The 26,114-nt window shown below is 72.2% G+C and carries 22 protein-coding genes and 5 pseudogenes; 12 read left to right on the forward strand and 15 right to left on the reverse strand.

Going from position 1 to position 26,114, the window contains the following annotated elements:
* Positions 1-8 precede the first annotated feature (8 nt).
* The 10 genes and pseudogenes from ACZ5TL_RS04255 to ACZ5TL_RS04300 form a co-directional block, all read right to left on the reverse strand.
* Positions 9-1,238, reverse strand: coding sequence for a serine hydrolase domain-containing protein (locus ACZ5TL_RS04255; protein ID WP_468587490.1), 1,230 nt, complete (start codon positions 1,236-1,238; stop codon positions 9-11).
* A gap of 350 nt (positions 1,239-1,588) precedes the next feature.
* Positions 1,589-3,205 (reverse strand): hypothetical protein, encoded by a 1,617-nt coding sequence (locus ACZ5TL_RS04260; RefSeq protein ID WP_468587492.1) that lies wholly within the window; start codon positions 3,203-3,205, stop codon positions 1,589-1,591.
* A gap of 442 nt (positions 3,206-3,647) precedes the next feature.
* The gene (locus ACZ5TL_RS04265; protein ID WP_468587494.1) at positions 3,648-3,809 is read right to left on the reverse strand and encodes a hypothetical protein; all 162 of its coding nucleotides are present in this window, start codon (positions 3,807-3,809) and stop codon (positions 3,648-3,650) included.
* Positions 3,810-4,197: 388 nt separating this feature from the next.
* Positions 4,198-4,290 (reverse strand): annotated as a pseudogene (locus ACZ5TL_RS04270) (TetR/AcrR family transcriptional regulator); the annotation flags it as partial.
* Between the two features lie 341 nt (positions 4,291-4,631).
* Positions 4,632-5,219, reverse strand: a complete 588-nt coding sequence (locus ACZ5TL_RS04275; RefSeq protein WP_468587496.1) for a histidine phosphatase family protein — start codon at positions 5,217-5,219, stop codon at positions 4,632-4,634.
* Positions 5,220-5,222: 3 nt separating this feature from the next.
* Positions 5,223-6,107, reverse strand: coding sequence for a phosphogluconate dehydrogenase (NAD(+)-dependent, decarboxylating) (gnd, locus tag ACZ5TL_RS04280; protein ID WP_468587498.1), 885 nt, complete (start codon positions 6,105-6,107; stop codon positions 5,223-5,225).
* Position 6,108: 1 nt separating this feature from the next.
* Entirely contained in the window at positions 6,109-7,797 is a 1,689-nt protein-coding gene (gene pgi / locus ACZ5TL_RS04285) for a glucose-6-phosphate isomerase (RefSeq protein ID WP_468587500.1), read from the reverse strand.
* Positions 7,790-8,725 (reverse strand): glucose-6-phosphate dehydrogenase assembly protein OpcA, encoded by a 936-nt coding sequence (gene opcA, locus ACZ5TL_RS04290; protein ID WP_468587502.1) that lies wholly within the window; start codon positions 8,723-8,725, stop codon positions 7,790-7,792. The genes pgi and opcA overlap by 8 nt, the downstream gene beginning before the upstream one ends.
* The gene (gene zwf / locus ACZ5TL_RS04295) at positions 8,722-10,410 is read right to left on the reverse strand and encodes a glucose-6-phosphate dehydrogenase (RefSeq protein ID WP_468587504.1); all 1,689 of its coding nucleotides are present in this window, start codon (positions 10,408-10,410) and stop codon (positions 8,722-8,724) included. The genes opcA and zwf overlap by 4 nt, the downstream gene beginning before the upstream one ends.
* Positions 10,407-10,641, reverse strand: a pseudogene (locus ACZ5TL_RS04300) (transaldolase); the annotation flags it as partial. The pseudogene ACZ5TL_RS04300 and the gene zwf, both read right to left, overlap by 4 nt.
* A gap of 231 nt (positions 10,642-10,872) precedes the next feature.
* Between ACZ5TL_RS04300 and ACZ5TL_RS04305 the strand changes: the two are divergent.
* From ACZ5TL_RS04305 to ACZ5TL_RS04325, 5 genes and pseudogenes are all read left to right on the forward strand, one after another.
* A pseudogene (locus tag ACZ5TL_RS04305) lies at positions 10,873-11,517 on the forward strand (helix-turn-helix domain-containing protein); the annotation flags it as partial.
* 384 nt (positions 11,518-11,901) lie between these two features.
* Positions 11,902-12,423, forward strand: coding sequence for an SRPBCC family protein (locus ACZ5TL_RS04310; RefSeq protein WP_468587506.1), 522 nt, complete (start codon positions 11,902-11,904; stop codon positions 12,421-12,423).
* Positions 12,416-14,035: a phytoene desaturase family protein gene (locus ACZ5TL_RS04315; RefSeq protein ID WP_468587508.1), complete on the forward strand. Its 1,620-nt coding sequence runs from the start codon at positions 12,416-12,418 to the stop codon at positions 14,033-14,035. The genes ACZ5TL_RS04310 and ACZ5TL_RS04315 overlap by 8 nt, the downstream gene beginning before the upstream one ends.
* Before the next feature lie 52 nt (positions 14,036-14,087).
* Entirely contained in the window at positions 14,088-14,969 is an 882-nt protein-coding gene (locus ACZ5TL_RS04320; RefSeq protein ID WP_468587510.1) for an SDR family oxidoreductase, read from the forward strand.
* A gap of 73 nt (positions 14,970-15,042) precedes the next feature.
* Positions 15,043-15,918, forward strand: coding sequence for an oxygenase MpaB family protein (locus ACZ5TL_RS04325; protein WP_468587512.1), 876 nt, complete (start codon positions 15,043-15,045; stop codon positions 15,916-15,918).
* Here the strand turns inward: ACZ5TL_RS04325 and ACZ5TL_RS04330 are convergent.
* Together ACZ5TL_RS04330 and ACZ5TL_RS04335 are read right to left on the reverse strand one after the other, a co-directional pair.
* Positions 15,892-16,674: an IclR family transcriptional regulator gene (locus ACZ5TL_RS04330; RefSeq protein ID WP_468587514.1), complete on the reverse strand. Its 783-nt coding sequence runs from the start codon at positions 16,672-16,674 to the stop codon at positions 15,892-15,894. The genes ACZ5TL_RS04325 and ACZ5TL_RS04330 overlap by 27 nt on opposite strands.
* On the reverse strand, positions 16,671-18,044 hold the full coding sequence (locus ACZ5TL_RS04335) for an alpha/beta hydrolase family protein (protein WP_468587515.1): 1,374 nt from the start codon (positions 18,042-18,044) through the stop codon (positions 16,671-16,673). Before ACZ5TL_RS04335 ends, ACZ5TL_RS04330 begins: the two co-directional genes overlap by 4 nt.
* A gap of 50 nt (positions 18,045-18,094) precedes the next feature.
* Here ACZ5TL_RS04335 and ACZ5TL_RS04340 point away from each other — a divergent pair, with 50 nt between their 5' ends.
* Positions 18,095-18,355, forward strand: a complete 261-nt coding sequence (locus ACZ5TL_RS04340; protein WP_468587517.1) for a hypothetical protein — start codon at positions 18,095-18,097, stop codon at positions 18,353-18,355.
* Here the strand turns inward: ACZ5TL_RS04340 and ACZ5TL_RS04345 are convergent.
* Positions 18,247-18,506 (reverse strand): annotated as a pseudogene (locus tag ACZ5TL_RS04345) (MFS transporter); the annotation flags it as partial. The gene ACZ5TL_RS04340 and the pseudogene ACZ5TL_RS04345 sit on opposite strands and share 109 nt — an antisense overlap.
* Before the next feature lie 137 nt (positions 18,507-18,643).
* Positions 18,644-19,105, reverse strand: coding sequence for a MarR family winged helix-turn-helix transcriptional regulator (locus tag ACZ5TL_RS04350; RefSeq protein WP_468587519.1), 462 nt, complete (start codon positions 19,103-19,105; stop codon positions 18,644-18,646).
* A gap of 191 nt (positions 19,106-19,296) precedes the next feature.
* On the opposite strand from ACZ5TL_RS04350, the gene ACZ5TL_RS04355 reads away from it, so the two are divergent.
* The 4 genes from ACZ5TL_RS04355 to ACZ5TL_RS04370 are packed head-to-tail and all read left to right on the forward strand — an operon-like array spanning position 19,297 to position 23,087.
* On the forward strand, positions 19,297-20,214 hold the full coding sequence (locus ACZ5TL_RS04355) for an SDR family NAD(P)-dependent oxidoreductase (protein WP_468587521.1): 918 nt from the start codon (positions 19,297-19,299) through the stop codon (positions 20,212-20,214).
* Positions 20,215-20,225: 11 nt separating this feature from the next.
* Positions 20,226-21,101 (forward strand): amidohydrolase family protein, encoded by an 876-nt coding sequence (locus ACZ5TL_RS04360; RefSeq protein WP_468587999.1) that lies wholly within the window; start codon positions 20,226-20,228, stop codon positions 21,099-21,101.
* Positions 21,102-21,111: 10 nt separating this feature from the next.
* Positions 21,112-22,620: an acyl-CoA synthetase gene (locus ACZ5TL_RS04365; RefSeq protein WP_468587523.1), complete on the forward strand. Its 1,509-nt coding sequence runs from the start codon at positions 21,112-21,114 to the stop codon at positions 22,618-22,620.
* 11 nt (positions 22,621-22,631) lie between these two features.
* Entirely contained in the window at positions 22,632-23,087 is a 456-nt protein-coding gene (locus tag ACZ5TL_RS04370) for a MaoC family dehydratase (protein WP_468587525.1), read from the forward strand.
* Here ACZ5TL_RS04370 and ACZ5TL_RS04375 read toward each other — a convergent pair.
* Positions 23,078-23,905, reverse strand: coding sequence for a PaaX family transcriptional regulator (locus tag ACZ5TL_RS04375; RefSeq protein WP_468587527.1), 828 nt, complete (start codon positions 23,903-23,905; stop codon positions 23,078-23,080). The genes ACZ5TL_RS04370 and ACZ5TL_RS04375 overlap by 10 nt on opposite strands.
* A 430-nt stretch (positions 23,906-24,335) precedes the next feature.
* Here ACZ5TL_RS04375 and ACZ5TL_RS04380 point away from each other — a divergent pair.
* Positions 24,336-24,498, forward strand: a pseudogene (locus ACZ5TL_RS04380) (ArsR family transcriptional regulator); the annotation flags it as partial.
* Between the two features lie 256 nt (positions 24,499-24,754).
* Positions 24,755-26,095, forward strand: coding sequence for a 6-phospho-beta-glucosidase (locus tag ACZ5TL_RS04385; protein ID WP_468587529.1), 1,341 nt, complete (start codon positions 24,755-24,757; stop codon positions 26,093-26,095).
* Positions 26,096-26,114: the final 19 nt, after the last annotated feature.

Consider the following 26,114-nt stretch of genomic DNA (forward strand, 5'->3'; position numbering starts at 1 on the left):
CGTCCGGCTCAGCCGGTCAGCGCCTCGTGGACCAGCCTTTTGAGGTCCTTGAAGACCGTGTGCGGGGTCTTCGGCCGCACCTGCGTCATGAACTGCACCGTCAGGTCGCGGCCCGGGTCCACCCAGAACGTCGTCGTGGCCACCCCGCTCCAGCCGAAGGCGCCGAGCCCGGACGGCGCCACGGTGCGGGACGGGTCGATCACCACGGAGCAGTTGAGGCCGAACCCGAGCCCCTCGTTCCCCGGCTCGTCGTGGGCGGGACGGCTGCCGAAGGCCCGCAGATCGGCGCCGCCGGGCAGGTGGTTGCGGGTCATCAGGTCCACGGTCCTGGGGGCGAGGAGCCGCACGCCGTCCAGCTCACCCCGGCGGCGCAGCATCTCCATGAACCGGTGGTAGTCGTGGGCCGTGCACACCATGCCGCCGCTGCCGGACAGGAACCGCGGCCGGCCGCGCAGCGGAAGCCCTGGCACCGGCGCGACGCCGCCGCCCTCCTTCTCCCCGTACATCTCGGACAGCCGGGGCGCCTGCTCGTCCGTGACGTGGAAGCCCGCGTCGGTCATGCCGAGGGGCCCGAAGATCCGCTCGGCGCAGTACACGTCGAGCGGCTGCCCGGACACCACCTCGATGACCCGGCCCAGGACGTTGCTCGCCACCGAGTAGTTCCACTCGGTGCCCGGCTCGAACTGCAGCGGCAGGCTCGCGTACACCTCGATGGTCTCGGCCAGGTCCGCGCCCGGCGGCACCGACGACTCCAGACCGGCCTCGCGGTACAGGGCGTCGACGGGGTGGGTGTGGTAGAAGCCGAAGGTCAGGCCCGAGGTGTGGGTCATGAGGTGCCGGACGAGTATCGGTCCGCCGGCCGGGCGGGTCGTGACGCCGGAGCCGGAGCCGCTGACATACACCCGAGGTTCGGCGAAGGCCGGCAGATGGTCGGCCACCGGGTCGTCCAGCGAGAGCCGGCCCTCCTCCACCAGCAGCAGCGCGGCGACCGCGGTGACCGGCTTGGTCATGGAGTAGACCCGCCACAGTGTGCCGGGCTCGACGGGCAGCCCGGCCGCGATGTCGCGCGAGCCGTGCGTCGTGAGGTGGGCGACGCGTCCGCCCCGGGCGACGGAGACGAGGAAGCCCGGCAGCCGCCCCTCGTCGACCACCCGGGCGAAGTGCCGGTCCAGGCGGTCCAGCGCCCGCGGATCCAGCCCCGCCTCACCCGGATCGACCTCTTGTCGCAGCTGTGCCATGGATCTTCCTCCGTCGCGCTCGTCGAGGTGAGATCCGGCATACCCCACCCGGCCCGCCTCAGACCCCATCCCGGTGCAGGAACGGTTCATGATCGCGCAGGAACAGGTGAACGAGGGGCTGAAGGGGCCCGCGCCGTCACCAGCGTCGCCCCGCCTCCGCCACAACGCCCGCGCCCCGCGCCCCTCCCCGCTCCTCGGCCTCAGATGATCAGGAACCGGGCATCGAGCGACTACGCCGGAGCCCTGAGGGCAGTCCAGGTGAAAGGGAATGGGCGGCGGCACCGGTCCGAGGCCGATGCTGAGGACGGCCCCACCGCCATCTACCGGGTTTCTGGAACGGGACGGAAGCGTCAGCCGTCGAGCCAGTCGCCCGCGAGGCCCGTGGGACGGAATCCCGTGGCGTTCCACAGGAAATGCGGATGGGCGCAGCCGAACATGTAGGCGAGCAGTGTGGTGTCCTCCCTGCCGGTCCGAGGGTCGTGCAGGGTGTGGAACTTCTCGGATCCGACCGCGCCGGCGTCTTGCTGGACATGACGAGCGCGGGCCTGGGACGGTGCGGCGCGGGATGCCTCCACGGCGGCTATGTACGTGCGGCGCAGGATCTCCCAGGTGCTGTCGATGTTGCCGTACCAGGGGCCGTGCAGTGCTTCGAAGGCATGCAGCTCGGCGTCGAAGAGGGCCCAGGTCTGGGGGTACTGGGCACGGCAGCGTGCGGACAGCTCGGCCGCCCGGGGGCTCAGTGCCGGTGCGGTCGGCCGCGGGGTGATGGTGAGGGTGGTGCCGTGGGTGAGGAGGCCGGTGCATGCGTTGGGCTGCAGGTCGCACAGCGGGCACGCCTCGGCCGGTGGGAGGCCCTGGGTGATGCCGTCGAACCACAGGGCGTGGCGGCCCGTGAGCCCCATCCAGACGATGGTGGTGGTCATCAGCCAGGTGTTCCACATCGGGGCGTGCGCCTCGGGCATGCAGCCGTACTTGACGAGGGCGATGGCGCAGGCAGCGTAGAGAGCCTTGGTGTGGGTGGGCATTTCGGCGAGCCAGAAGTTGCTGATCTCGCCGGTGAGGGCGTCGACTCGCACGTCGGCCATGTCGTCGATGACGCGGCACAGCAGCAGGGAGGCGAGGTGTTCCTCCTGCCAGAGTTCGGTGTCGGGTGAAACATGCCAGAACAGGCAGTCCAGCATCTGCAGCAGTGCGTAGGTGCTCTGGTTGAGGGGGTTGGTCTGGGGGAGTACGACGCCGCCCGCTTCGTGCTGTTGGAGCCAGTACTCGTCAACGGATCGCTTGTGGGCTGCGAAGAGTCCGCAGACCAGGGCCCGTGCGCTGTTGGTGCTGAAACTCTCAGCCAGGCGGCCTTCGACGAGTTGGGTGAGGCGCGTGGTGTCGATGGTGTCGATCACGCGTTTGTATTCGTGGAAGACGAGGATGTCGTCCTCGAAGCGGTGGCGGTGGCCGAGGTCCCGTTCAAGGTCGTTCATCTGCCGGGTCCAGGACCAGCCACCGGTCAGGACGCTGTCGAGTTCCCGGCGGTACGGCCAGGTCTTGGCTGTGAGGGGACGACCGGCGCTCTGCCGCCAACCGTAGTCACCCAGCGTGCGTGCGAGGGGCGTGGGCAGCCGACGGCACAGCGGGCAGGCGCAGTCGGTTGCTTGCTCCTCCTCGCGGGGCGGGGTGAGTGCCCGGCTCCTCCAGGCCTCTTCCAGCATCCTGCTGGTCAGTCGGCAGACCTCGACATCGGTGCTGACTTGCGGGAAGGCTGCCTCGATCATGTCCAGGCTGGTGTCGAGTCGTCTCAGCCTGGCCTGGCCCTCCTCGTCCGGCGGGAGGAACGCGCGCGGCGTCAGCTGGAGGGCCCCCTGCACCTGCAGCGTGCTGTTGGAGTGAGGAGTTCCGAGTGCGTCCAGCCGCTGCTGCGCGGCGTTCTGGCACCTTCGGTACTCCTCCGTGCGCCCCTTGACGTGTTTCCCCAAGAGGCGGGCCAGGGTGTTCCCCGCCTCCCCGGGCCGGAGCTGGGCGCCAGGCTGCGCCGGGAGCACGCTGTCGGCCGACGCCTTCGGACCAGCACCTTCGACTCGAGATTTCACACCGGTCTCCCTTCAAACTGTGGTTCTGGCAACGGAATCGATCGGCCGTAGTGGCTGACCGGTCGTTTCGGAGAATCTGCTGCGCCGTCCGCGACGGCCTCGCTGACCAGCCGGACTCACGCGACCGGCGCCGGCTCCTGCCGCGCATGACCGCGAGGGGTGCTACCGCCGCGTGGACGGCTGACGAGAGGAGCGGCTCGCCCACTGCCCTGCGAGGACGCACCGCACCCTGCCCGCTCGGTTCTCGAACGGGACGAGCCGCTGGTCCACGGCGGATTCGCCCTCGACACCGCCGTCCTTCCGCGAACGGCCCGCCCTGGCCGAAGCACTACTGCCGAAAGACGCCCATGACGTGGACCCCTCGCACCCCGGCCTGGCTGCGGACCGGTCCCATGTCCCGCATCCAGCACGGACGGCGCTCCTGGGCGTACTCCGGACGTCGGCTGGCGGGGGTCTCGAAGGGGCGGTCGGGCGTGACGTCCTGAGGCATGCGCTTCCTTTCGGGAGACGGACCGCAGAGTCCCCCCGGCCCTGCAAGCGGCGGCCGTCAAGACCGCCCGTGCACTCGAACTGGGCTTCGCAGAACGAAAGTTGAACCGAGAAGCGCTACGAGACTGCCCAGAGCGTAAATGATCTACACCGCAGCCCGGCCGTGATCTGGGTTACTGCTCGAGCCTCATGAGCTGCGTATACTCCCGCGCCCCCACGTGCGTGAGCGCGACCCGCGTCCCCGCGATCTCCTGTGCCGGGCGATCTCCTGTGCCGGCCCGTCGAGCGGATCGTGCTGATCACCCCACCGGACCGTTACTGGGGGAGGGGCGAGGGACAGGGATGCCGCGCCCGCGTGCCGCCGGTGCCAAGGGGCCGTGCGCCGGCGTTCAGCCCGTGGACCGCTCGGCGGTGAGATACGCGATCACCATGTCGCCCAGCATGGCGCGGTAGTGCGCCCGCTGCGCCCGGTCCAGCAGGTCGGGCCGTCTGGCCCGGGGGCCTTTCCGGGCCGTGGCCGGCCGGCACGACTGACACTGCTGACACGGCTGACGTACGGGCTCGCACACGAGTGAGCCGCTCGGGAGGCGCGCGGCGAGGGACGCGTGTCCCGTCGGGCTGATCCCACGGACGTCTTCCGCCACGGTTCCACGCGCACCGTCGGCAAGGCCCTCGTCCGCCGGCTCCCGGAAGTCCACGTCCTGCCCGCGCGGAAAGGCGCGCCACACCCGCTCCTCGGCGGGCGTCATATTGTCGATCTCCATCAGCGGGGACAATGGCGCGCCCGGCCGGAGGCTGTCAACTCACCTCCGGCCGGGGCCCCTTACGCCCTGGTGTTCCACTCCGCGATCACGGGCCGGCCGTGCTCGGCCGACAGCCGGCAGACCGTGCCCGTCTCCAGCCGGAACAGCCGCCCCTCCGACGGCGGCAGGCCCAGCCGGCGGGCCGTCAGAACGCGGAGGAAGTGGCCGTGCGCCACCAGCAGCACATCGCCCTCGGGCAGCGCGCCGGCCACCCGGGACAGCACCCGGTCGGCGCGCTCGCCGACCTCCTCGGGGGACTCGCCCGGCTCGCCGTCGGGGCCGGGCGGGCACCCGTCGGTCCACAGGTCCCAGTCGGGGCGGGTGCGGTGTGTCTCCTCGGTGGTGACGCCCTCGTAGGCGCCGTAGTACCACTCGTGCAGGTCCGCGTCCTGCACGGTGCCTGTCAGGCCCGCGAGTTCGGCGGTGCGCACCGCGCGGCCGAGGGGGCTGGTGAGGACCAGGGCGAAGGAACGGCCCGCCAGGAGCGGAACCAGCGACTCGGCCTGCTCCTCACCGTTCGGGGTGAGGGGCAGGTCGGTGAAGCTGGTGTGCTGTCCGCTCCGGCTCCACTCCGTCTCGCCGTGGCGGATTAGCAGCAGATCGCCCACGTCCTACGCCTTCTTCGCGGACTCGACGGCGTGGCCGCCGAACTGGTTGCGCAGCGCCGCGATCATCTTCATCTGCGGCGAGTCGTCCTGCCGGGAGGCGAACCGGGAGTAGAGGGAGGCGGTGATCGCGGGCAGCGGCACGGAGTTGTCGATCGCGGCCTCCACGGTCCAGCGTCCCTCGCCGGAGTCCTGGGCGTAGCCCCGCAGGGTCTCCAGGTGCTCGTCCTCGTCGAGCGCGTCGACCGCGAGCTCCAGCAGCCAGGAGCGGATGACCGTGCCGTCCTGCCAGGAGCGGAACACCTCGCGGACGTTGTCCACCGAGTCCACGGCCTCCAGCAACTCCCAGCCCTCGGCGTAGGCCTGCATCATGGCGTACTCGATGCCGTTGTGGACCATCTTCGCGAAGTGCCCGGCGCCCACCTTGCCCGCGTGGACGAAGCCGTACGGGCCCTCCGGCTTGAGCGCCTCGAAGACCGGCCGCAGCCGGTCGACGTACTCCTTCTCGCCGCCGACCATCAGGGCGTAGCCGTTCTTCAGGCCCCACACGCCGCCCGAGACGCCCGCGTCGACGAAGCCGATGCCTCGCCTGCTCAGCTCCTCGGCGTGCTTCTCGTCGTCCGTCCAGCGGGAGTTGCCGCCGTCGACCACCGTGTCGTACGGCTTGAGGAGGTCCGCCAGACGGTCGATGACGTGCTGGGTGGGGTCGCCGGCCGGGACCATGACCCAGACCGTGCGCGGCGCCTCCAGCTGGTCGACGAGGTCGGCGAGGCTGGCCACGTCGGACTTCTCGGGGTTGGTGTCGTAGCCGATGACGGTGTGGCCGGCGTTGCGCAGGCGCTCGCGCATGTTGCCGCCCATCTTGCCGAGACCCACAAGACCGATCTGCATGTCAGTTCACTTCCCGAAGAGTGCGGTAGGCGGCCACCAGCGCGGCCGTGGACGGATCGAGACCGGGAACGGACCCCGCCGCGTCAGCGGCTGACGAGAACGTCTCGGTCAGGGCGGGCTCGACGCGCTTGGCGAGGACCTTGCCGAGTTCGACGCCCCACTGGTCGAAGGAGTCGATGTTCCAGACCGCGCCCTGCACGAACACCTTGTGCTCGTAGAGGGCGACCAGCTGGCCGAGGACCGACGGGGTCAGTTCGGTGGCCAGGATCGTCGTGGTGGGGCGGTTGCCCTGGAAGGTGCGGTGCGGCACCTGCTCCTCGGGCACGCCCTCCGCGCGCACCTCGTCGGCGGTCTTGCCGAAGGCGAGCGCCTGGCCCTGCGCGAACAGGTTGGCCATCAGCAGGTCGTGCTGGTCCTTCAGTTCGTCGCTCAGCTCGGCGACCGGGCGCGCGAAGCCGATCAGGTCGGCCGGGATCAGCCTGGTGCCCTGGTGGATCAACTGGTAGTAGGCGTGCTGCCCGTTGGTGCCGGGCGTGCCCCACACGACCGGACCCGTCTGCCACTCCACGGGACGGCCGTCGCGCTCCACCGACTTGCCGTTGGACTCCATGTCGAGCTGCTGGAGGTAGGCGATGAACTTCGACAGGTAGTGGCTGTAGGGCAGGACCGCGTGCGACTGGGCGTCGTGGAAGTTGCCGTACCAGATACCGAGCAGGCCCATGATGAGCGGGGCGTTGGCCTCGGCGGGGGCGTTGCGGAAGTGCTCGTCGACGATGCGGAATCCGTCGAGCATCTCCAGGAAGCGGTCCGGGCCGATCGCGATCATCAGGGACAGGCCGATCGCGGAGTCGTACGAGTAGCGGCCGCCGACCCAGTCCCAGAACGCGAACATGTTGTCGACGTCGATACCGAAGCCGGCGACCTTCTCCGCGTTGGTCGACAGCGCCACGAAGTGCTTGGCCACGGCCTTCTCGTCGCCCCCGAGGCCCTCCAGCAGCCAGGACCGTGCCGAGGTCGCGTTGGTGATCGTCTCGATCGTGGTGAAGGTCTTGGAGGCGACGATGAACAGCGTCTCGGCCGGGTCCAGGTCGCGGACGGCCTCATGCAGGTCGGCGCCGTCCACGTTCGACACGAAGCGGAACGTCAGTTCCCGGGCGGCGAACGGCCGCAGCGCCTCGTAGGCCATCGCCGGGCCGAGGTCCGAGCCGCCGATGCCGATGTTGACGACGTTCCGGATCGGCCTGCCGGTGTGCCCGGTCCACTCACCCGAGCGCACCCGCTCCGCGAAGGCGGCCATCCGGTCGAGCACGGCGTGCACGCCCGGGACGACGTTCTCGCCGTCGACCTCGATCACCGCGTCCCGCGGGGCGCGCAGCGCGGTGTGCAGCACGGCCCGGTCCTCGGTGAGGTTGATCTTCTCGCCGCGGAACATGGCGTCGCGCAGCCCGGCCACGTCGGTGGCGGCGGCCAGCTCCTGGAGCAGGGCCAGCGTCTCGTCGGTGACCAGGTGCCTGGAGTAGTCGATGCGCAGGTCGCCGACGCGCACGACGTAGCGCTCGGCGCGCCCGGGGTCCGCCGCGAACAGGTCGCGCAGGTCCGGCCGCGGCAGGGCGTCCTTGCGGTGGTCCGCCAGGGCGGTCCACTCGGGCCGCCGGGTGAGCTTGGGGGAGCCGGAGGGGGAGTCAGACATGAGCGGGGGTCTCCTCGGTTGCCTCGCCGTTCAGGGCGATGGCGTACATCTCGTCCGCGTCGAGGCGCCGCAGCTCCTCGGCGATGAGTTCGGAGGTGGCACGGACCTTCAGCGCGAGGGTCCGGGACGGCTGACCGGGCAGGGTCAGCGTGGCCAGCGGTCCCTCGGGGCGGTCGATGACGATCTCGCCGTTCTCCGTGCCCAGGCGTACGGCGGTGACGACCGGCCCGGCGGTGACCACACGGTCGACCCGGACGTGCAGCCGTGCCTCCAGCCAGCGGGCCAGCAGCTCGGCCGCCGGGTTCTCGGCCTCGGCCTCCACGGCCGCCGAGGTGATCGGCACCCGGGCCTGGTCCAGCGCCGCCGCCAGCATCGAGCGCCAGGGCGTCAGCCGGGTCCACGCGAGGTCGGTGTCGCCGGGCGCGTAGGAGCGGACCCGGCTCTCCAGGACCTCCAGGGGGTTGGCGACGGCGTACAGGTCGGTGATCCGCCGCTGGGCCAGTGCCCCGAGCGGGTCCTTCGAGGGCACCTCCGGGGCGTCCATCGGCCACCACACCACCACCGGCGCGTCCGGCAGCAGCAGCGGCAGCACCACCGAGTCGGCGTGGTCGGACACCTCGCCGTAGGTCCGCAGGACGACCGTCTCGCCCGTGGCGGCGTCGGCGCCCACCCGGACCTCGGCGTCCAGCCGGGAATGGGTGCGGTCGCGCGGGGTGCGGGCGTGCCGCTTGATGACGACCAGGGTGCGCGAGGGGTGCTCGTGCGAGGCGTCCTCCGCCGCCTTGATCGCGTCGTAGGCGTTCTCCTCGTCCGTGACGATCACCATCGTCAGGACCATGCCCACGGCCGGCGTGCCGATGGCGCGGCGGCCCTGCACCAGCGCCTTGTTGATCTTGCTTGCCGTGGTGTCGGTCAGGTCGATCTTCATGGCCTGCGCCAGCTCCGTCCGTCTCGTGCGAGCATCTCGTCGGCTTCTGCGGGTCCCCAACTGCCCGAGGCGTACTGCGCGGGCTTGCCGCTCTTGTCCCAGTACTGCTCGATCGGGTCGAGGATCTTCCAGGACTCTTCCACTTCCTGGTGACGGGGGAACAGGTTGGCGTCGCCCAGGAGGACGTCCAGGATCAGCCGTTCGTACGCCTCGGGGCTCGATTCGGTGAACGACTCGCCGTAGGCGAAGTCCATCGTCACGTCCCGGATCTCCATGGACGTGCCCGGCACCTTGGAGCCGAACCGGACCGTCATGCCCTCGTCCGGCTGGACGCGGATCACGATCGCGTTGGAGCCCAGCTCCTCGGTCGCGGTGGAGTCGAAGGGGGAGTGCGGGGCCCGCTGGAACACCACCGCGATCTCCGTCACCCGGCGCCCGAGCCGCTTGCCGGTGCGCAGGTAGAACGGGACACCGGCCCAGCGGCGGTTGTCCACCTGGAGCCTGAGCGCGGCGTAGGTGTCGGTGGTGGAGGAGGCGTCGATACCGTCCTCCTCCAGGTAGCCGCGCACCTTCGAGCCGCCCTGCCAGGCCGCCGCGTACTGCCCGCGCACGGTGTTGTGGCCCAGGTCCTGCGGCAGGCGCACGGCCTTGAGGACCTTCAGCTTCTCGGTGAGCAGCGAGGCCGCGTCGAAGGCGGCCGGTTCCTCCATCGCGGTGAGCGCCATGAGCTGGAGCAGGTGGTTCTGGATGACGTCACGGGCGGCGCCGATGCCGTCGTAGTAGCCGGCCCGGCCGCCGATGCCGATGTCCTCGGCCATGGTGATCTGTACGTGGTCCACGAAGGACCGGTTCCAGATCGGCTCGAACATCTGGTTGGCGAAACGCAGCGCCAGGATGTTCTGGACGGTCTCCTTGCCGAGGTAGTGGTCGATGCGGAAGACCTGCTCCGGGTCGAACACGTCGTGCACGATCGCGTTGAGCTCCTCGGCGGACTTCAGATCGTGCCCGAACGGTTTCTCGATGACGGCGCGACGCCAGGAACCCTCCGGGGCGCCGGCCAGCTTGTGCTTCTTCAGCTGCTGGACGACCTTCGGGAAGAACTTCGGCGGCACCGAGAGGTAGAAGGCGTAGTTGCCGCCGGTGCCCCGGGAGGCGTCCAGCTCCTCGACGGCGGAGCGCAGCTGCTTGAACGCCGTGTCGTCGTCGAAGTCGCCCGGGATGAACCGCATGCCCTCGGCGAGCTGCTGCCAGACCTCCTCGCGGAACGGGGTCCGCGCGTGCTCACGGACCGCGTCGTGCACGACCTGCGCGAAGTCCTGGTTCGCCCAGTCCCGGCGGGCGAAGCCCACCAGCGAGAAGCCCGGCGGCAGCAGGCCGCGGTTGGCCAGGTCGTACACGGCCGGCATCAGCTTCCTGCGGGACAGGTCGCCGGTGACGCCGAAGATGACGAGTCCGGAGGGTCCCGCGATCCTGGGCAGACGGCGGTCACGCGCGTCGCGCAGTGGGTTGACGAAGTCGGTGCCGACGAAGCCGGTGCCCGCGAGGTCCGTGCGCGGGGCGGTCTCCGCCGTGCCGCTCACCCCGGTCTGCTCTACCCCGGCCGCCTCCTGGGCCGCCCGGGCCTCCTTGTCCTCCTTGCTCCCCTTGGTCTCCTGCTCGGCCGTCTGGGGGATGCCCTCGCTCATTCCGCGTCAACTCCCTTGCTGTTCAAGGACTTGGTGACCGCGTCCAGCAGGTCCTGCCAGGCCACCTCGAACTTGGCCACTCCCTCGTCCTCCAGTTGCCGCACCACCTCGTCGTATGCGATGCCGAGCCGACGAGCTCGTCCACGTACAGGGTGTCCTTGTAAGCGGGTCCTTCACACCGGTGGAGGACCAAAGGGGGCGCTGCCGGTTCGCGCGGGCGTCCTCGAGGGCCTGCGTGGCGACCGCCCGGCCAAAACCGCGTGCTCATCTTCAAGAAGTCCTCGATAGGAGCGCAGTAGCTGGTCTGGCGCGTTCACAACCAGAAGTCTGACCTTCTCGAAGGAAGGTCACCATGTGCCAGCCGGTGGTGAAAGTGGGACACCCGGCGGCAGGCGAGCAGGGCGGTACGAGGCGGACGTGGCTGACATGGCGAACATGGCAAACATGGCGAACATGGCAAACATGGTGGACAGAAGCATCCAAGGTGGTGGCGGGATCAGAACGTTCCCCTTCCCGGTCGAGATGAGCGTCGTCGGCGTCGGCATGCGGATCACCCCGATGGGTGATAGCCGGCCCTCCGGGGGCAGCGAGTACCGCGGAACCGCGCTGGCCATGCAGCCCGGCTTTCTGCCCCGCGCCACGGTGGAGGCCACCGGCCTGTACCGCTACGACCTGCCGCCGCTGCTGCGCCCCGACACGGCCCAACTCGCCGCTCTGGAGGCCGCGCTCGGCCAGCTCCGGCGCGAGTACGAGGACACCGTGACGCTCCCGCTGAGCCTGCACACCGCCGTCCTGTGCCACTCGCTGACGGCGTTCCTGCTGCGGCTCGCCTACCTCGCGGCGAGTTCGGCCAAGGCGCTGCGGCAGCGGTCCGACTCCACCTTCACCCTCTTCCGGGAGGCGGTGGAGCGGGACTTCGCCGCCAGCCACAGCGTCAGCGCCTACGCCGACGCGCTCGGCTACTCCCGCCGCACCCTGCTCCGCGCGGTCCGCGCCACGACCGGCGGGACGCCCAAGGCCTTCATCGACAAGCGCGTGGTTCTGGAGGCCAAGCGGCTCCTCGCCTACACCGACCCGCCGATCGGCGGGGTCGGCGTGGCGGTCGGACGATGGGTCCGGTCGGAGGTGGGCCGGGGTATCGCGTTGCCGGTGGGTCCGGTCGGGGGGCGGGCCGGGGTATCGCGTTGCCGGTGGGTCCGGTCGGGGGGCGGGCCGGGGTATCGCGCTGCCGGTGGGTCCGGTCGGGGGGCGGGCCGGGGTGTCGCACTGCTGATGGGTCCGGCCGGGGGCCGGTCGTGTCGCGCCGTTGAGGAGCCCGGTCGGGGGAGTCGGGGCGTCGTGCTGCCGATGGGTCCGGGCGCGGCAGGTCGGGGCGTCGCACCGCCGATGGGCCCGTCGGGGCCGGGCTGGGGCGTCGCGCTGTTGAATGGGCGCTGCCGGGGCACTCGGGGCGGAAGACGGACAAACCGGTCAAGGCAGTAGGAGGTACCCGTGGCCGTTCGCCATCGCCTGATCCGAGTCCGGCCGAGCGAGGTGTGGGACGTCCTCGCCGACGGCAACCGCTACGCGGAGTGGGTGGTGGGGACCTCCGAGTCCCACCCGGTGCGCGGGCAGTGGCCGCAGACGGGCGCGGCGCTCCGCTACCGGGTCCGGCTCGGTCCGGTGCGACTGCACAACGAGACGATCGTCCGCTTCTGCGAGGAGAGCACCCGGCTGGAGCTGGAGGCCCACGCCGGCGCGCTGGGCACGGCACGCATCGCGATCGAGCTGCGGCCGTGGGGCGAGCACTGCCTGGTCATCGTGGACGAGCACCCCCTGCGCGGCGCCGGCGGCCGGATGCACAACGTCGGCTTCGAGGCGCTGATCAAGCTGCGCCACCGCGCCATGCTGGCCCGGCTGGCCAGACTGTGCGAGGCCGAGGTGGCCGGTGATGCCGGTGAGCCGGGGGACGCCCGCCGACGCCTGGGCCAGGTGACGGCGGGGCCCGACGCGGACGGAGCCCGCCATGCCTGACGCCGTGGTGATCGGCGCGGGCCCCAACGGCCTGGTGGCCGCCAACGTACTGGCGGACGCCGGGTGGAGCGTCGAGGTGCTGGAGGAGCAGCCCGAACCCGGCGGCGCGGTCCGCCACGACCGCGGCGTCGACCCGGCCTTCGTCAGCGACCTGTTCAGCTCCTTCTATCCCCTCGCAGCCGCCTCGCCCGTCCTGGCCGCTCTCCACATCGAGGAGCACGGCCTGCGGTGGAGCCACGCGCCCCGTGTGCTGGCGCACCCCCTCACCGACGGAAGCTGTGCCGTGCTGGACCGGAACATCGAGGCCACCGCCGCGTCCCTGGAGGACTTCGCGCCGGGCGACGGGGCCGCCTGGCAGCGGCTGCACGACATGTGGCAGCGCCTGCACCCCGGCCTCCTGCAGGCCCTGTTCACCCCGTTCCCGCCCATCCGCGCCACGGCCCGGCTGGCGCTGCGGCTGCGGGCCGCGGGCGGACTGCGCGTGGCCCGCTCCCTGGTGCTGCCGGTGCGCCGCATGGGGGAGGAGGAGTTCCGCGGCGACGGCGGCCGGCTGCTGCTGGCCGGCAACGCCCTGCACGCCGACCTCGCCCCCGAGTCGGCGGGCAGCGGCGGCTTCGGCTGGCTGATGGCCATGCTGGGGCAGACGTACGGCTTCCCGGTCCCGGCGGGCGGTTCCGGCGCGCTGACCTCGGCCCTGGTGCACCGCCTGGAGAGCCGGGGCGGGCGGGTGCGCTGCGGGCAGCGCGTCGAGCGGGTCGTGGTCGGCGGCGGGCGGGCCGTCGGCGTGCGGACGGCGGCCGGTGACGCGGTGCCGGCCCGCCGGGCGGTGCTGGCGGACGTGTCCGTGCCCGCCCTGTACGGCGAGCTGGTCGGCCCCGAGCACCTGCCCGCGCAGCTCCTGGACGACCTGCGGCGCTTCCAGTGGGACTTCGCGACCTTCAAGGTCGACTGGGCCCTCGACGGCCCGGTGCCCTGGCAGGCCGAGCAGGCGTCCCGGGCCGGTACCGTGCACCTCGCCGACGGCCTGGACGAGCTCACCCGCTTCGCCGCCCAGATCGCCATGCGGCAGGTCCCGGACCGCCCGTTCCTGATCTTCGGCCAGATGACCACCTCCGACGCCTCCCGCTCTCCCCGGGGCACCGAGTCGGCCTGGGCCTACACCCACCTGCCCCACGACATCCGCGCCGACGCCGCCGACGAGGGCGTCACCGGACGCTGGGACACCAAGGACCAGGAGCTCATGGCCGACCGGGTCGAACGCCAGGTGGAGCGCTTCGCGCCCGGCTTCCGCTCCCTGGTCCGTGCCCGCCGCGTCCTGGCCCCTCCGACTCTGGAGGCGCTCGACGGCAATCTGGCCGGCGGCGCCATCAACGGGGGCACCACCGCCTTGCACCAGCAGCTCGTCCTCCGCCCCGTGCCCGGCACCGGGCGCCCCGAGACCCCCGTGCCGGGCCTGTACCTCGCCTCCTCCGGGGCCCACCCGGGCGGCGGCGTCCACGGCGGCCCCGGGGCCAACGCCGCCCGGGCCGCGCTGCGCCGCAACCGGCCACCCGGCCTCGCCGGGGCGCAACGGCTCCTGTCCCACCGCGACCGCACCGGGACCAGGCGCTGAACCCCGTGGCCCCCACAGCCCCGGGGGCCCGGAACGGGAAGGAGGGCAGCCCATGCGCAGCAGCCCGCTGGCCGAGCGCACGGTCGTCATCACCGGAGCCGCTCGCGGCGTGGGCGCCGCTCTGGCCCGCGAGACCGCCCGGCGCGGTGCCCGGGTGGCGCTCCTCGGCCACGAGAGGGCCGCCCTGGAGGCGGTCGCCGCGTCCCTGCCCGGCCCGGCGCTGGCCGTGGAGGCCGATGTCACCGATCTTCCCGCGCTGGACGCCGCGGCCCGCACCGTGCGGAGCACCCTCGGCCGGCCCTCGGCCGTGGTGGCGAACGCCGGCATCGCCGAGGGTGGCGCATTCCTCACCTCGGATCCCGGCGCCTGGCGCCGCGTGATCGATGTCAACCTCACCGGCAGTGCCCAGACGGCCCGCGCGTTCCTGCCGGACCTGATCGGCACCGCGGGCTACTTCCTCCAGGTCGCCTCCCTGGCGTCCATCGGCGCCTCCCCGCTGATGAGCGCATACTGCGCTTCCAAGGCGGGGGTCGAGGGCTTCGCGCACGCCCTGCGGGCGGAGGTGGCGCACCGGGGCGTCGCCGTCGGCATCGCCTACCTCAACTGGACGGACACCGACATGATCCGCGACGCGGACCGGTACGCCGTCCTGCGGGAACTGCGCGCCCACATGCCCCCGCCGGCCCGCCGGGTGTACCCGGCCGACGTGGTCGCCGCCCGCCTGGTGAGGGGCATGGAACGCCGCCGTACGGCGGTGTACGCGCCGGCGTGGCTGCGGCTGGTCCAGCCGGTGCGCCCGGCCCTGCCCTCGGTGGTGCTGCGCGTGGCACGCCGTGAGCTGCCCCGCCTGGAGGCCACCGGCCCGGTCCGCTACACCGGGCCGCTCGGCGCCGGCGGCGCGGCCGACCGCGCGGCGGCCGGGCCGGGCCCCTGACGCCGGCGGCCCGCCCTGCCCGGGCACGCGCGCGCATGCAGGACACTGGTCAGCAGGGGAAGGGAGGCCGACCGTGCTGACCGGAGTCCGAGAACAACTGGGCCAGGCCCTGTTCCGCCGCGTCGCCGGCCCCGGCGGACCGCAGACGCGTGCCCGTATCCACGACACGCCCGGCCCGCGCTGGTTCGGGCCCGACCGGCCGATCCGCACGGTCCACGGCGACGCCTCGATGTTCATCGGCGGGCTGACCGCACTGCTGCTGCAGTCCCTGCACCCGCTCGCGATGGCGGCGGTGGCCGGGCACTCCGGCTACCGCGGCGACCCGTGGGGCCGGCTGCAGCGCACCAGCACCTTCCTGGCCGTGACGACCTACGGAACCGCCGGGGACGCCCAGCGGGCGGTCGACCACGTCCGCGGCATTCACGAACGGATCCGCGGGACGACGGCCGAGGGCGTGCCGTACCACGCGGCCGATCCGCATCTGCTCGGCTGGGTGCACGCCGCCGAGACGGACAGCTTCCTGCGCGCCCACGAGCGCTACGGGGCCCGGCCGCTGGATGCCGCCGGCTACGACGCCTACGTCGCCGACACCGCGCGCGTCGCCGAGGCGCTCGGGGTGAGCGATCCGCCGCGGGACCGGCGTGACCTGTCCGAGCGCCTGGCCGCCTACCGGCCCGAACTGCGGGCCACGTCCGAGGCCCGGGCAGCCGCCCGCTTCCTGCTGTTCCAGCCACCCCTGCCCCTGGCCGTACGGCCCCTTTACGGCGGGCTGGCCGCCAACGCCGTCACCCTGCTGCCGCCCTGGGCGCGCGGCCTGCTGCGGCTGCCCCGGGTGCCGGTCGTCGAGGGCCTCGCCGTGCGCCCGGCCGGCCAGGCCCTGACCCGGACCATCCGCTGGGCCATGACCCCGCCCCGGCAGGGGTCAGGGCTGCCACCCCAGCGCCCGTGAGATGCCCCGCGCCGCCACCCGCACCGCCGGGACCAGGACCGGCACCTGGGCGTCCGCGTGGGGCACCACGATGGACACGGCGGCGGTGACCGTACCGTCCGCGCCGCGTACGGGCGCGGCCACCGACAGGGCGTCCTCCGTCACCTGACGGTCGCTCACCGCGACCCCCGACCGCCGCACGTCGGCGAGCACCTGCCGCAGCCGCGCCGGATCGGTGATCGTGTAAGGGGTGAAGGAGGCGAGCCGGCCCGCGCAGTACTCCTGCTGCGCCTCCGGGTCGCTGTGGGCCAGCAGGGCGAGCCCGACGCCGGTGGCGTGCAGCGGCCAGCGGGCGCCGACGCGGATGTGCACGCCGACCGCCGACCGGCCCGACAGCCACTCGGTGTAGACGACGTCCCGGCCGTCCCGCACGGCCAGCTGCACGTTCTCGTGCGTCGCCTCGTACAGGTCCTCCAGGTACGGCAGCGCGATCTGCCGCAGGGCGAGGCCGCGCGGGGCCAGTGCGGCGAGCTCCCACAGCCGGAGCCCGACGTGGTAGACGCCGGACTCGTCCCGCTCCAGGGCGCCCCAGTCGGTGAGCGCGCCCACCAGCCGGTGCGTCGTGGTCAGGCTCAGCCCGGCCCGCCGGCTGATGTCCGTCAGGGACAGCGCCGGATGCTCGTGGTCGAAGGCCGCGAGCACGGACAGCAGCCGGTCGGGGGCGGTGGGGGTGCCCCCTGACCGGGCGGAACCGAGACCTTGGGGGGGTGGGGTCATGGCCGGGCGTCTCCCGGGTGGGCGAGGTCGTAGGGGCGGGGGTAGGCGGTCGGACGGTAGGAGATGTAGCGGGGCTCGGCCGTCGGGTCCTCGGCCTTGGCGCGGGAGTTGAGCGTGCGGGGGTCGGCGGCCCAGCGGCCGGTGTCGAGGCGGTGCTCCAGGGTGCGCAGGGCGGCCAGCGTCTCGCCCGTGGTGAACGTGCAGTGGCCCGGACCGTCGACGTACGCCTGGCGGAGCAGCCCGGCGGAGCCCGCCCCGGTGGCCGCCCGCCGGTAGGCGCTCTCGGCCTGCACCGGGATCAGCGCGTCACCGGTGGTGTGGATGTTCAGCTGGGGGTCGGTGAGCCGGCCGGAGAGCACGCTGGTCTTCCGCATCCACCGTACGGCCGACGGGTCGGCGGAGATCCGGGGTGCCCGGCCCAGGGCCGAGAGGTCGGTGCGCAAGGACAGTCCCGCCTCCTTGTAGAGCTCCGTCACCTCTTTGTACAGCGGGGACCGGGCGAGCATGGCCGTGTAGTCGACGCCCGTGTTCCAGGACGGGTTGCCCCCGGCGCGGCTCTCGGCTTCCTGCCGCCAGCTGAAGGCGGGCAGCTGGAGGAGGCCCCGGACGGCGGCGTACTGGTTGGACTGCCAGGACTTCCAGTCGGCCGGGCCCGGCTCGGGCTGCGAGGCGTCGTTGTGGCCGGGGATGTTGTGCAGGGCGGCGGCGAGGGCGATCCGGGCCCGGCCCTCCGGGGTCTGCTGGGCGGCCTCGACCTTCGAGGTGAGCGATTTCGCGGCGGCGGTCGCCTCCGCCTGGTCCGCGAACCCGGCGAGCCGGACGCCGGAGCCCGGGGCGAGCAGCGTGCGCAGCGCGAACACCGGGTCCAGTGTGCTGTTCCAGTTGGCGACGCCACCCTGCACCAGCCCGCACATCGACAGCGACCCGTCGAACCGGCCGGCGTGCCGCTCGGCGAGCATGCTGGTGACGAATCCGCCGTACGAGGTGCCCCAGGCGAGTGTCCGCCGGGCCACCCCGAACTTGTCCGTGAACAGATCCAGCGTGGCGAGCTGGTCGGGCACCGCCTCGGAGACCGCCCAGCCGTTCGTCGCGTACGACGAGCCGATCAGGGCGTAGCCGTCGGCCAGGAGGGCGTCCCGGGCGGCCGGGCCGGGTGTGTTCTGGGCCGGGTTGGGGGCCCCGGCCGGGCTGTAGCCGTGGCTGTAGAGCAGGACCGTGCCGTTCCAGGCCGCCGGTACGTCCATCACGTACGTGGCGCCGGAGGGGAGCCTGCCCTCCAGGTGGCTGCCGGTGGCGGCGGCCGACGGGGAGGGCAGCGCGGTCGCCGCCAGGGACAGGCAGGCGGTCAGCAGGGCGAGGCGGATCCTCAACGCGGGGTTCCTTCCAGGACGGGGTGGCGGCGGGGGAGTCCAGGGCGTCCGTGTGGGTCTCCCGCACCCGCCACACGGTGACCGCGGTGATCGCGGCGCCCGTGCACAGCAGCAGGGACACCGGGGTGCTGCCGCCGCCGAAGGAGGCCAGGAGGCTGCCCGCGCTCAGCGGGGAGAACCCGGCGCCGATCAGGGGTGCTCCGAAGCTGCCCGTGCCCATCAGGGCCATGGTGGGCAGCATCATCGACTTGCGGCCGATCCGGTCGCCGAAGTGGACGGAGACCATGCCGCCGAGAGGGCGGGCGAGGTAGCCCGCGGCGAAGGTGCCGAACGCCGCGATGGTGCCGACCGCCGGGTCGGCCCGGGGGAAGAACAGGTCGCCGAAGACGAGCGCGGCGACCGTTCCGTGGAGGAGGAAGTCGTAGACTCGACGGTCGTGCCGAGCAGGCCGGACACGGCCACGCGGCGCAACTGCCGTGGGCCGGAGGAGGGTTGGCCGACGGGTGGGGGTGGCTGCACGGTGGGCTCCCGGGGACGGGGGGCGCGCTTGGCCGTGAAGTTATGCAGCCGCCGTGCAGCCGTCAATCATCTGCACAACATCAGTTGAGTCCGTCCTCCGCCATCCGCAGCAGCAGCGCGTGCAGCGTCTCCCGTTCGGCCGGGTCCAGCGGGCCGAGCAGTTCGCTGGTCACCCGCAGCCCGGCCTCGTCGGTGTCGCGCAGGAACGTCCGGCCGTTCCCGGTCAGGGCGACGATCCGGCTGCGGCGGTCGTCGGGGGAGGGCCGGCGCTCGGCGAACCCCAGCTTCTCCAGGTCGTCGACCAGGCCGACGATCGCGCTCGGGTCGTAACCGAGCCGGGTGCTCAGCTCGCGCTGCAGGGTGCCCTCGGTGGTGGCGAGGAAGCGCAGCACCGCGTAGTGGCGCAGGCGCAGGCCCGACTCCTGGAGGCAGGTGTTGAACAGCTGCCCCGAGCGCAGGCCCAGGCGGTACAGCAGGTAGCCCGTGTCGGAGTGCAGACCGCGCATCCATGGTTCGTGGGCGTCGATGGGGGCCTGGTTCATGGCGTGCTGGCGGCTGATGGCGGGCTCCCTGGTCGTGCGGCGATCGCTGGTACCGGTCCAGTGTCCCGCACCTTTCGGTTGGCAACAACTATTGACGTCAACAATTATTGCTCTTAGCTTCGATCTCGAAGCCGCACCCCGCATCCCGCCGGATGCGCATCACCCGCGTCACCGTGTGAAGGGACCCACTCGTGCCCACCATCGATCTCACCGGCAAGGCCGCCGTCGTCACCGGAAGCGGCCGTGGCCTCGGCCTCGCCTATGCCCACGCCCTGGCCGCCCACGGCGCGTCCGTGGTCGTCAACGATGTCGACGAGGCGGTGGCCGAGGCGGCCGTGAAGTCCATCACCGAGGCGGGCGGCAAGGCCGTGGCGGAGGTGGTCCCGGTCGGTACGACCGAGGCGGCGGACCGGCTGGTGGCCCGCGCGGTCGAGGAGTTCGGCCGGCTGGACGTCCTCGTCACCAACGCGGGCATCCTCCGCGACAAGGTGCTGTGGAAGATGACCGACGACGACTTCGACGCGGTGCTCACCACCCACCTCAAGGGCACCTTCACCTGCGCCCGGGCCGCCGCCGTCCGGATGCGCGAGCAGGGCGAGGGCGGCTCGCTGATCCTGGTCGGCTCCCCGGCCGGACAGCGCGGCAACTTCGGCCAGACGAACTACGCCGCCGCCAAGGCCGGCATCGCGGCGATGGCCCGCACCTGGTCCATGGAGCTGGGCCGCGCGAACATCACCGTCAACGCGATCGTGCCGGTCGCCGCGACCGCGATGACCGAGACGATCCCGGCCTTCGCCCCGTACATCGAGGCCATGCGGGGCGGCGAGCCCCTGCCGGACTTCCTGCGCAAGGGCGAGGGCTTCGGCACCGCCGAGGACTGTGCCGCCCTGGTCCCGTTCCTGGCCTCGGAGGCCGCGCGCGGCGTGACCGGCCAGTGCGTCGGTATCGGCGGCGACAAGGTGGCACTCTGGTCGCATCCGCAGGAGATCAGGGCGGCCTACGCCGACGGCGGCTGGACCCCCGACGCCCTGGCGGACGCCTGGCCCACCTCGGTCGGTGCCGAACTCCAGTCGGTCGGCATCCCCGCACCGAAGTTCCCGGAGGCGTGATGGCCCCCTCCATGAACGTCGAGGACCTGGTCGCGATCGACGTCCACACCCACGCCGAGGTCTCCTCCAAGGGCCACTCCTCCCTGGACGACGACCTGCACGACGCCTCCTCCGCCTACTTCAAGGTGGAGGGCAAGCGCAAGCCGACCCTGGAGGAGACCGCCGCGTACTACCGCGAGCGGAAGATGGCCGCCGTGATCTTCACGGTCGACGCCGAGTCCGCCACCGGCACCCAGCCCGTCCCCAACGAGGAGGTCGCCGAGGCCGCCGCCGCCAATGCCGACGTCCTCATCCCCTTCGCCTCCATCGACCCCTTCCGGGGGAAGGCGGGGGTCAAGCAGGCCCGCCGCCTGGTCGAGGAGTACGGGGTGAAGGGCTTCAAGTTCCACCCCAGCATCCAGGGCTTCTTCCCCGACGACCGCTCGGTGGCGTACGACCTGTACGAGGTGATCGAGGAGACGGGCACCATCGCCCTGTTCCACACCGGCCAGACGGGCATCGGCGCGGGCGTCCCCGGCGGCGGCGGGATCAGGCTCAAGTACTCCAACCCGCTCCACATCGACGACGTCGCCGCCGACTTCCCGCACCTGAAGATCATCCTGGCTCACCCGTCCTTCCCCTGGCAGGACGAGGCCCTGGCCGTCGCCACGCACAAGCCGGGCGTGCACATCGACCTGTCCGGCTGGTCGCCGAAGTACTTCCCGCCGCAGCTCGTGCAGTACGCGAACACACTGCTGAAGGACAAGGTCCTCTTCGGCTCCGACTTCCCCGTCCTCACCCCCGACCGCTGGCTCGCCGACTTCGACAAGCTGACGATCAAGGAAGAGGTCCGGCCGAAGATCCTCAAGGAGAACGCCGCCCGCCTGCTCGGGCTGACGCAACCGTAAGGGGCGTGACATGCGCAACGAGGGACTGGGGTCGTGGCCCGCACGCCGGGCCCGCAAGACCCCGCACCGCACCGCCCTGGTCCACGGCGACACCACCCGCACCTACGCCTGCCTGTACGACCGCACCACCCGCCTCGCCCACACGCTGCGTGACCGGGGCGTGCGCCGCGGCGACCGCGTCGCCTACCTCGGCCCGAACCACCCCTCCTACCTGGAGACCCTGTTCGCGACCGGCACGCTCGGCGCGGTCTTCGTCCCCCTCAACACCCGGCTGGCCGGCCCGGAGATCGCCTACCAGCTCGCCGACTCCGGTGCCAAGGCCCTCGTCTACGGCCCCTCGCACGCCGGTCTGGTCGCGGGACTGCCCGGCAGCACGGACGTCCGTACGTATCTCGAAGCGGGCGCGGAGTACGAGGAGGCGCTGGCCTCGGCCTCCCCTGAGTGCATCGACACGCCGGTCACCCCGGACGACACCTGCATCATCATGTACACCTCGGGGACGACCGGCCGCCCCAAGGGGGCCATGCTCACCCACGGCAACCTCACCTGGAACGCGATCAACGTCCTCATCGACCACGACCTGGTCGCCGACGAACGCGCCCTGGTCTCCGCCCCGCTGTTCCACACGGCCGGCCTGAACATGCTGACCCTGCCGGTCCTGCTGAAGGGCGGCACCTGCGTCCTGGTCGAGGCCTTCGACCCGGACGCCACCTTCGACCTGATCGAACGGCACCGGATCACCTTCATGTTCGGCGTGCCCACCATGTTCGACCAGGTGGCCCGGCACCCGCGCTGGCCGGACGCCGACCTGTCGTCGCTGCGCATCCTGACCTGCGGCGGCTCCCCGGTTCCCACTCCGCTGATCGCGGCGTACCAGAGGCGCGGCCTGACCTTCCTCCAGGGCTACGGCATGACCGAGGCCGCCCCCGGCACGCTGTTCCTGGACGCCGAGCACGCCGTCAGCAAGGCGGGCTCGGCGGGCGTGCCGCACTTCTTCAGCGACGTACGCGTCGTACGGCCCGACCTCGCGCCGGTCGAGGCCGGCGAGGTCGGCGAGGTCGTGGTGCGCGGGCCGCACGTCATGCCCGGCTACTGGGGACTGCCCGAGGAGACGGCCGCGTCCTTCGCGGACGGCTGGTTCCGCAGCGGCGACGCCGCCCAGGTCGACGAGGACGGCTACGTCTACATCGTCGACCGCATCAAGGACATGATCATCTCCGGTGGCGAGAACATCTACCCCGCCGAGGTCGAGGACCAGCTCCTCGCCCACCCCGGCATCGTCGAGTGCGCGGTGATCGGGGTGCCGGACGACAAGTGGGGCGAGGTGCCCCGGGCGGTCGTCGTACCCCGCGAGGGCGTCGCACTCGACCCCGACGAGGTGCTCGCGTCACTCGCCGGCCGCCTCGCCAAGTACAAGATCCCGAAGTCGGTCGTGGTGGCGGACGACCTGCCCCGCACCGCCTCCGGGAAGCTCCTCAAGGCCCGTGTGCGCAAGCGCTACGGCACCGACTCCCAGTGAAGGACGGCTCCATGAGCATCACCGTCAACGGCCTCGACGAACTGAAGAAGCTCGCGGGCAGCGACCTCGGCACCAGCGAGTGGATCGAGGTCACGCAAGAGCGGATCGACACCTTCGCCGACGCGACCGGGGACCACCAGTGGATCCACGTGGACCCCGAGAAGGCCAAGGAGGGCCCCTTCGGCGCACCCATCGCGCACGGCTACCTCACGCTCTCCCTCTTCATCCCGCTGTTCACCGAGCTGCTGGACGTCCAGGGCGTGACGACGAAGGTCAACTACGGGCTCAACAAGGTGCGTTTCCCCTCCCCGGTGAAGGTCGGCTCCCGCATCCGGCTCACGGCGAAGCTCGCCGAGGTCGAGGAGGTGCCGGGCGGCGTGCAGATCACGGTCGACGGCGCCGTCGAGATCGAGGGCGCCGCCAAGCCGGCCGCGGTGCTCCAGAGCCTTTCGCGGTTCTACGCCTGAGGCCGCGCGGGCACCAGGTCGAGAAGGCGTTCCGAGGCGTCGCGGGCGAGCGGTGAGAACCGTTCGTGCACGGCCCGGAACGTCTTCTCGGCCCCTTCCGCCGGCCAGTCGTCCGGCAGGTGCTTGACGGGCAGGCGCGGGTCCCGCCGGACGATCCGCAGCCACTCGGTCTGGAGCCGCAGCCGCAGCACGAGCGCGTCGTCGGGGTCCGGCAGGCCGTCCTCCCAGGGCTGCCAGCGCCGGACGAACCCCTCGTAGCCGGCGGCCAGGCCGGACAGCTCCCAGGTCTCCTCGATCATCTGGCCGATGTCCATCCCGGCGTCGGCGTGCGCCCGGAAGACCTTCACGTGGGCGGACAGGCCGAGCTCGGCCACCAGCGCCGACACGTCGACCTCACCCGGCGCGATCCACAGGCCGTTGAACAGCGGGCCGAAGCCGCTCCAGGTCAGCTGGGAGCGCAGGTCGTGGCGCTGACGCTGCCAGGACTCCGGCAGGGAGAAGCCGAGCAGGGTCCAGGTGCCGTCCCAGTGCCGGTTGACGGCGCCGGTCTGCCAGATGCGGTGTTCGCCGTCGCGCAGCACCGCCTCCGAGCGCTCGGTCAGCCCGAAGTACATACGGCGGCCCTCACGCTGCCGCCGCAGCAGGTCACGCCCCACCATGCGGGTCAGCGTGGAGCGGGTGGCCTGCTCGCCGATCCCGGCGCGGGCGAACACGTCGATGACGCTGGCCGAGTACACGCACACCTCGCGCCCGAGCACCTGGTCGCCCAGGAACGTCAGCATCAGGGACTGGGGCCGCAGCGGCTCCTCACCGGTCACGCGGCCCACCGTACCTCCGCTCGATCGGTCCGTGACCTGCCTGTACGCGGGCGGCCGTCGCCACCGCGGCCCCCTCCCGTCAGGTCAGGAACCTTCCACGTCCACGAACACCGGGGTCGCGCAGAACCACGTGTCGGCCCACGGGCCACCGTCCCCGGCACGCGGCACCCGTGCGTCGTGATGCGCCACGGCGGCGAAACCGGCCGCGCGATGCCGGTGAGCGGGCCGCGAGGTGCGCGATGCCGCCCGGGCCGCAGCCCCTGCCCTTCGTCCAGCAGCACCTCGGGCCCGTCGTCGTCCATGGACGCGTCCTCTCGCGCGGGCTTCGACGGAGGTCGTCGAAACTCTTCATTTCTGCGAGCGGAATCGTGCACTGCTGGAGGAGATTGGTCATTGTCCGAGCAGAAGTGACCATAGGTAGGGGCGCCAGCTGCACGCCGACGCGGCGAGGTTCCCCGGGCACGGCATGGCGAAGGTCCGCGGTCCCGGGACCTGGACGCGTGGCGACGAACGAGCCGGTCGACCCGGCGACGCCGGCTTCCTCCCAGGAGGCGGGCGTCGAGGTCGTCATGGCGGGAAAGGTGCAGAGGTGAACCCATCCTCAGCCGAAGCGGGGGGAGCCGCGACCGCGGCGACGCCGGCGGCAACCCCGGCACCGCCTCCCCGGCCGGCGACGTCCACCCCGCCGACTGTGCGGGCCGCCGCGGCCCTCAGCGGCCGGGAGGGTCCCGCACCCTCACCACCGGCCGGGCCGGAACCAGCCTGGTGTACGGAAGCACGTCCCAGGAGGCGGCACGTGCCTGGCTCTCGCGACGCGCTCCGCGCGGCCGACCGATTCGGAGGAACCCGGTGAAGCTGACGATTCTGGGCGGCGGAGGATTCCGTGTGCCGCTGGTGTACGGGGCGCTCCTGCAGGACCGCGGCGAGGGCCGGGTGACCCGTGTCGTCCTGCACGACCTGGACGCCGGACGGCTGTCGGCGGTGAGGCGGGTCCTGGCCGAGCAGGCGGCCGGCGTGCCCGACGCACCCGAGGTGACCGCCACGACCGACCTCGACGAGGCCCTGCGCGGCGCCGACTTCGTCTTCTCCGCGATCCGTGTCGGCGGGCTGGAGGGCCGCGCCCAGGACGAGCGGGTGGCTTTGGCGGAGGGCGTGCTGGGCCAGGAGACGGTCGGCGCGGGCGGCATCGCCTACGGCCTGCGCACGGTCCCGGTCGCCGTGGACATCGCCCGGCGGGTGGCCCGGCTCGCGCCCGACGCATGGGTCATCAACTTCACCAACCCGGCCGGCCTGGTCACCGAGGCCATGTCGCGCCACCTCGGCGACCGCGTCATCGGCATCTGCGACTCCCCGGTCGGCCTCGGCCGCCGCATCGCGCGCGTGCTCGGTGTGCGGAACCCGGGCGAGGCGTGGATCGACTACGTGGGCCTCAACCACCTCGGCTGGGTGCGCGGCCTGCGCGTCGCCGGTCGGGACGAACTCCCGCGGCTGTTCGCCGACCCCGGCCTGCTCGGCTCCTTCGAGGAGGGCAGGCTCTTCGGCGCCGACTGGCTGCGGTCCCTCGGGGCGGTCCCCAACGAGTACCTGCACTACTACTACTTCAACCGCGAGGCCGTCCGCGCCTACCGGCAGGCCGAGAAGACCCGCGGCGCCTTCCTCCACGACCAGCAGGCCCGCTTCTACGCCGAGATGAGCAACCCGGACGCCCCCGCCCTCAAGGTGTGGGACCAGACCCGCGCGGAACGCGAGGCCACCTACATGGCCGAGAACCGCGAGACCGCGGGCGCCGGCGAACGCGACGAGGACGACCTGTCCGGCGGTTACGAGAAGGTCGCCCTCGCGCTGATGCGGGCCATCGCCCGCGACGAGCGCACCACCCTGATCCTCAACGTCCGCAACCGGCACACGCTGTCGGTCCTGGACACGGACGCCGTCATCGAGGTCCCCTGCCTCGTCGACGCCAACGGCGCCCACCCCGTCGCCGTCGACCCGCTGCCCGGCCACGCCACCGGCCTGGTCTGCGCGGTCAAGGCCGTCGAGCGCGAGGTGCTGGCGGCCGCCGAGTCCGGCTCCCGCACGACGGCCGTGAAGGCCTTCGCGATCCACCCCCTCGTCGACTCCGTCCATGTGGCCCGCAGGCTGGTCGAGGGCTACACCGAGGTTCATCCCGGGCTGGCGTACCTTAGGTGAGCGCCGTTCGGCAAGCGCT

It is taken from the genome of Streptomyces sp. NPDC033136 (genome assembly GCF_055578235.1).

Coding starts and splice junctions, on each gene's coding strand:
- gnd (WP_468587498.1), bottom strand. CDS start 6,107: ATGCAGATCGGTCTTGTGGGTCTCGGCAAGATGGGCGGCAACATGCGC.
- ACZ5TL_RS04350 (WP_468587519.1), bottom strand. CDS start 19,105: ATGAACCAGGCCCCCATCGACGCCCACGAACCATGGATGCGCGGTCTG.
- ACZ5TL_RS04255 (WP_468587490.1), bottom strand. CDS start 1,238: ATGGCACAGCTGCGACAAGAGGTCGATCCGGGTGAGGCGGGGCTGGAT.
- pgi (WP_468587500.1), bottom strand. CDS start 7,797: ATGTCTGACTCCCCCTCCGGCTCCCCCAAGCTCACCCGGCGGCCCGAG.
- ACZ5TL_RS04320 (WP_468587510.1), top strand. CDS start 14,088: ATGCGCAGCAGCCCGCTGGCCGAGCGCACGGTCGTCATCACCGGAGCC.
- zwf (WP_468587504.1), bottom strand. CDS start 10,410: ATGAGCGAGGGCATCCCCCAGACGGCCGAGCAGGAGACCAAGGGGAGC.
- ACZ5TL_RS04365 (WP_468587523.1), top strand. CDS start 21,112: ATGCGCAACGAGGGACTGGGGTCGTGGCCCGCACGCCGGGCCCGCAAG.
- ACZ5TL_RS04315 (WP_468587508.1), top strand. CDS start 12,416: ATGCCTGACGCCGTGGTGATCGGCGCGGGCCCCAACGGCCTGGTGGCC.
- ACZ5TL_RS04370 (WP_468587525.1), top strand. CDS start 22,632: ATGAGCATCACCGTCAACGGCCTCGACGAACTGAAGAAGCTCGCGGGC.
- ACZ5TL_RS04330 (WP_468587514.1), bottom strand. CDS start 16,674: ATGACCCCACCCCCCCAAGGTCTCGGTTCCGCCCGGTCAGGGGGCACC.
- opcA (WP_468587502.1), bottom strand. CDS start 8,725: ATGAAGATCGACCTGACCGACACCACGGCAAGCAAGATCAACAAGGCG.
- ACZ5TL_RS04360 (WP_468587999.1), top strand. CDS start 20,226: ATGAACGTCGAGGACCTGGTCGCGATCGACGTCCACACCCACGCCGAG.
- ACZ5TL_RS04265 (WP_468587494.1), bottom strand. CDS start 3,809: ATGCCTCAGGACGTCACGCCCGACCGCCCCTTCGAGACCCCCGCCAGC.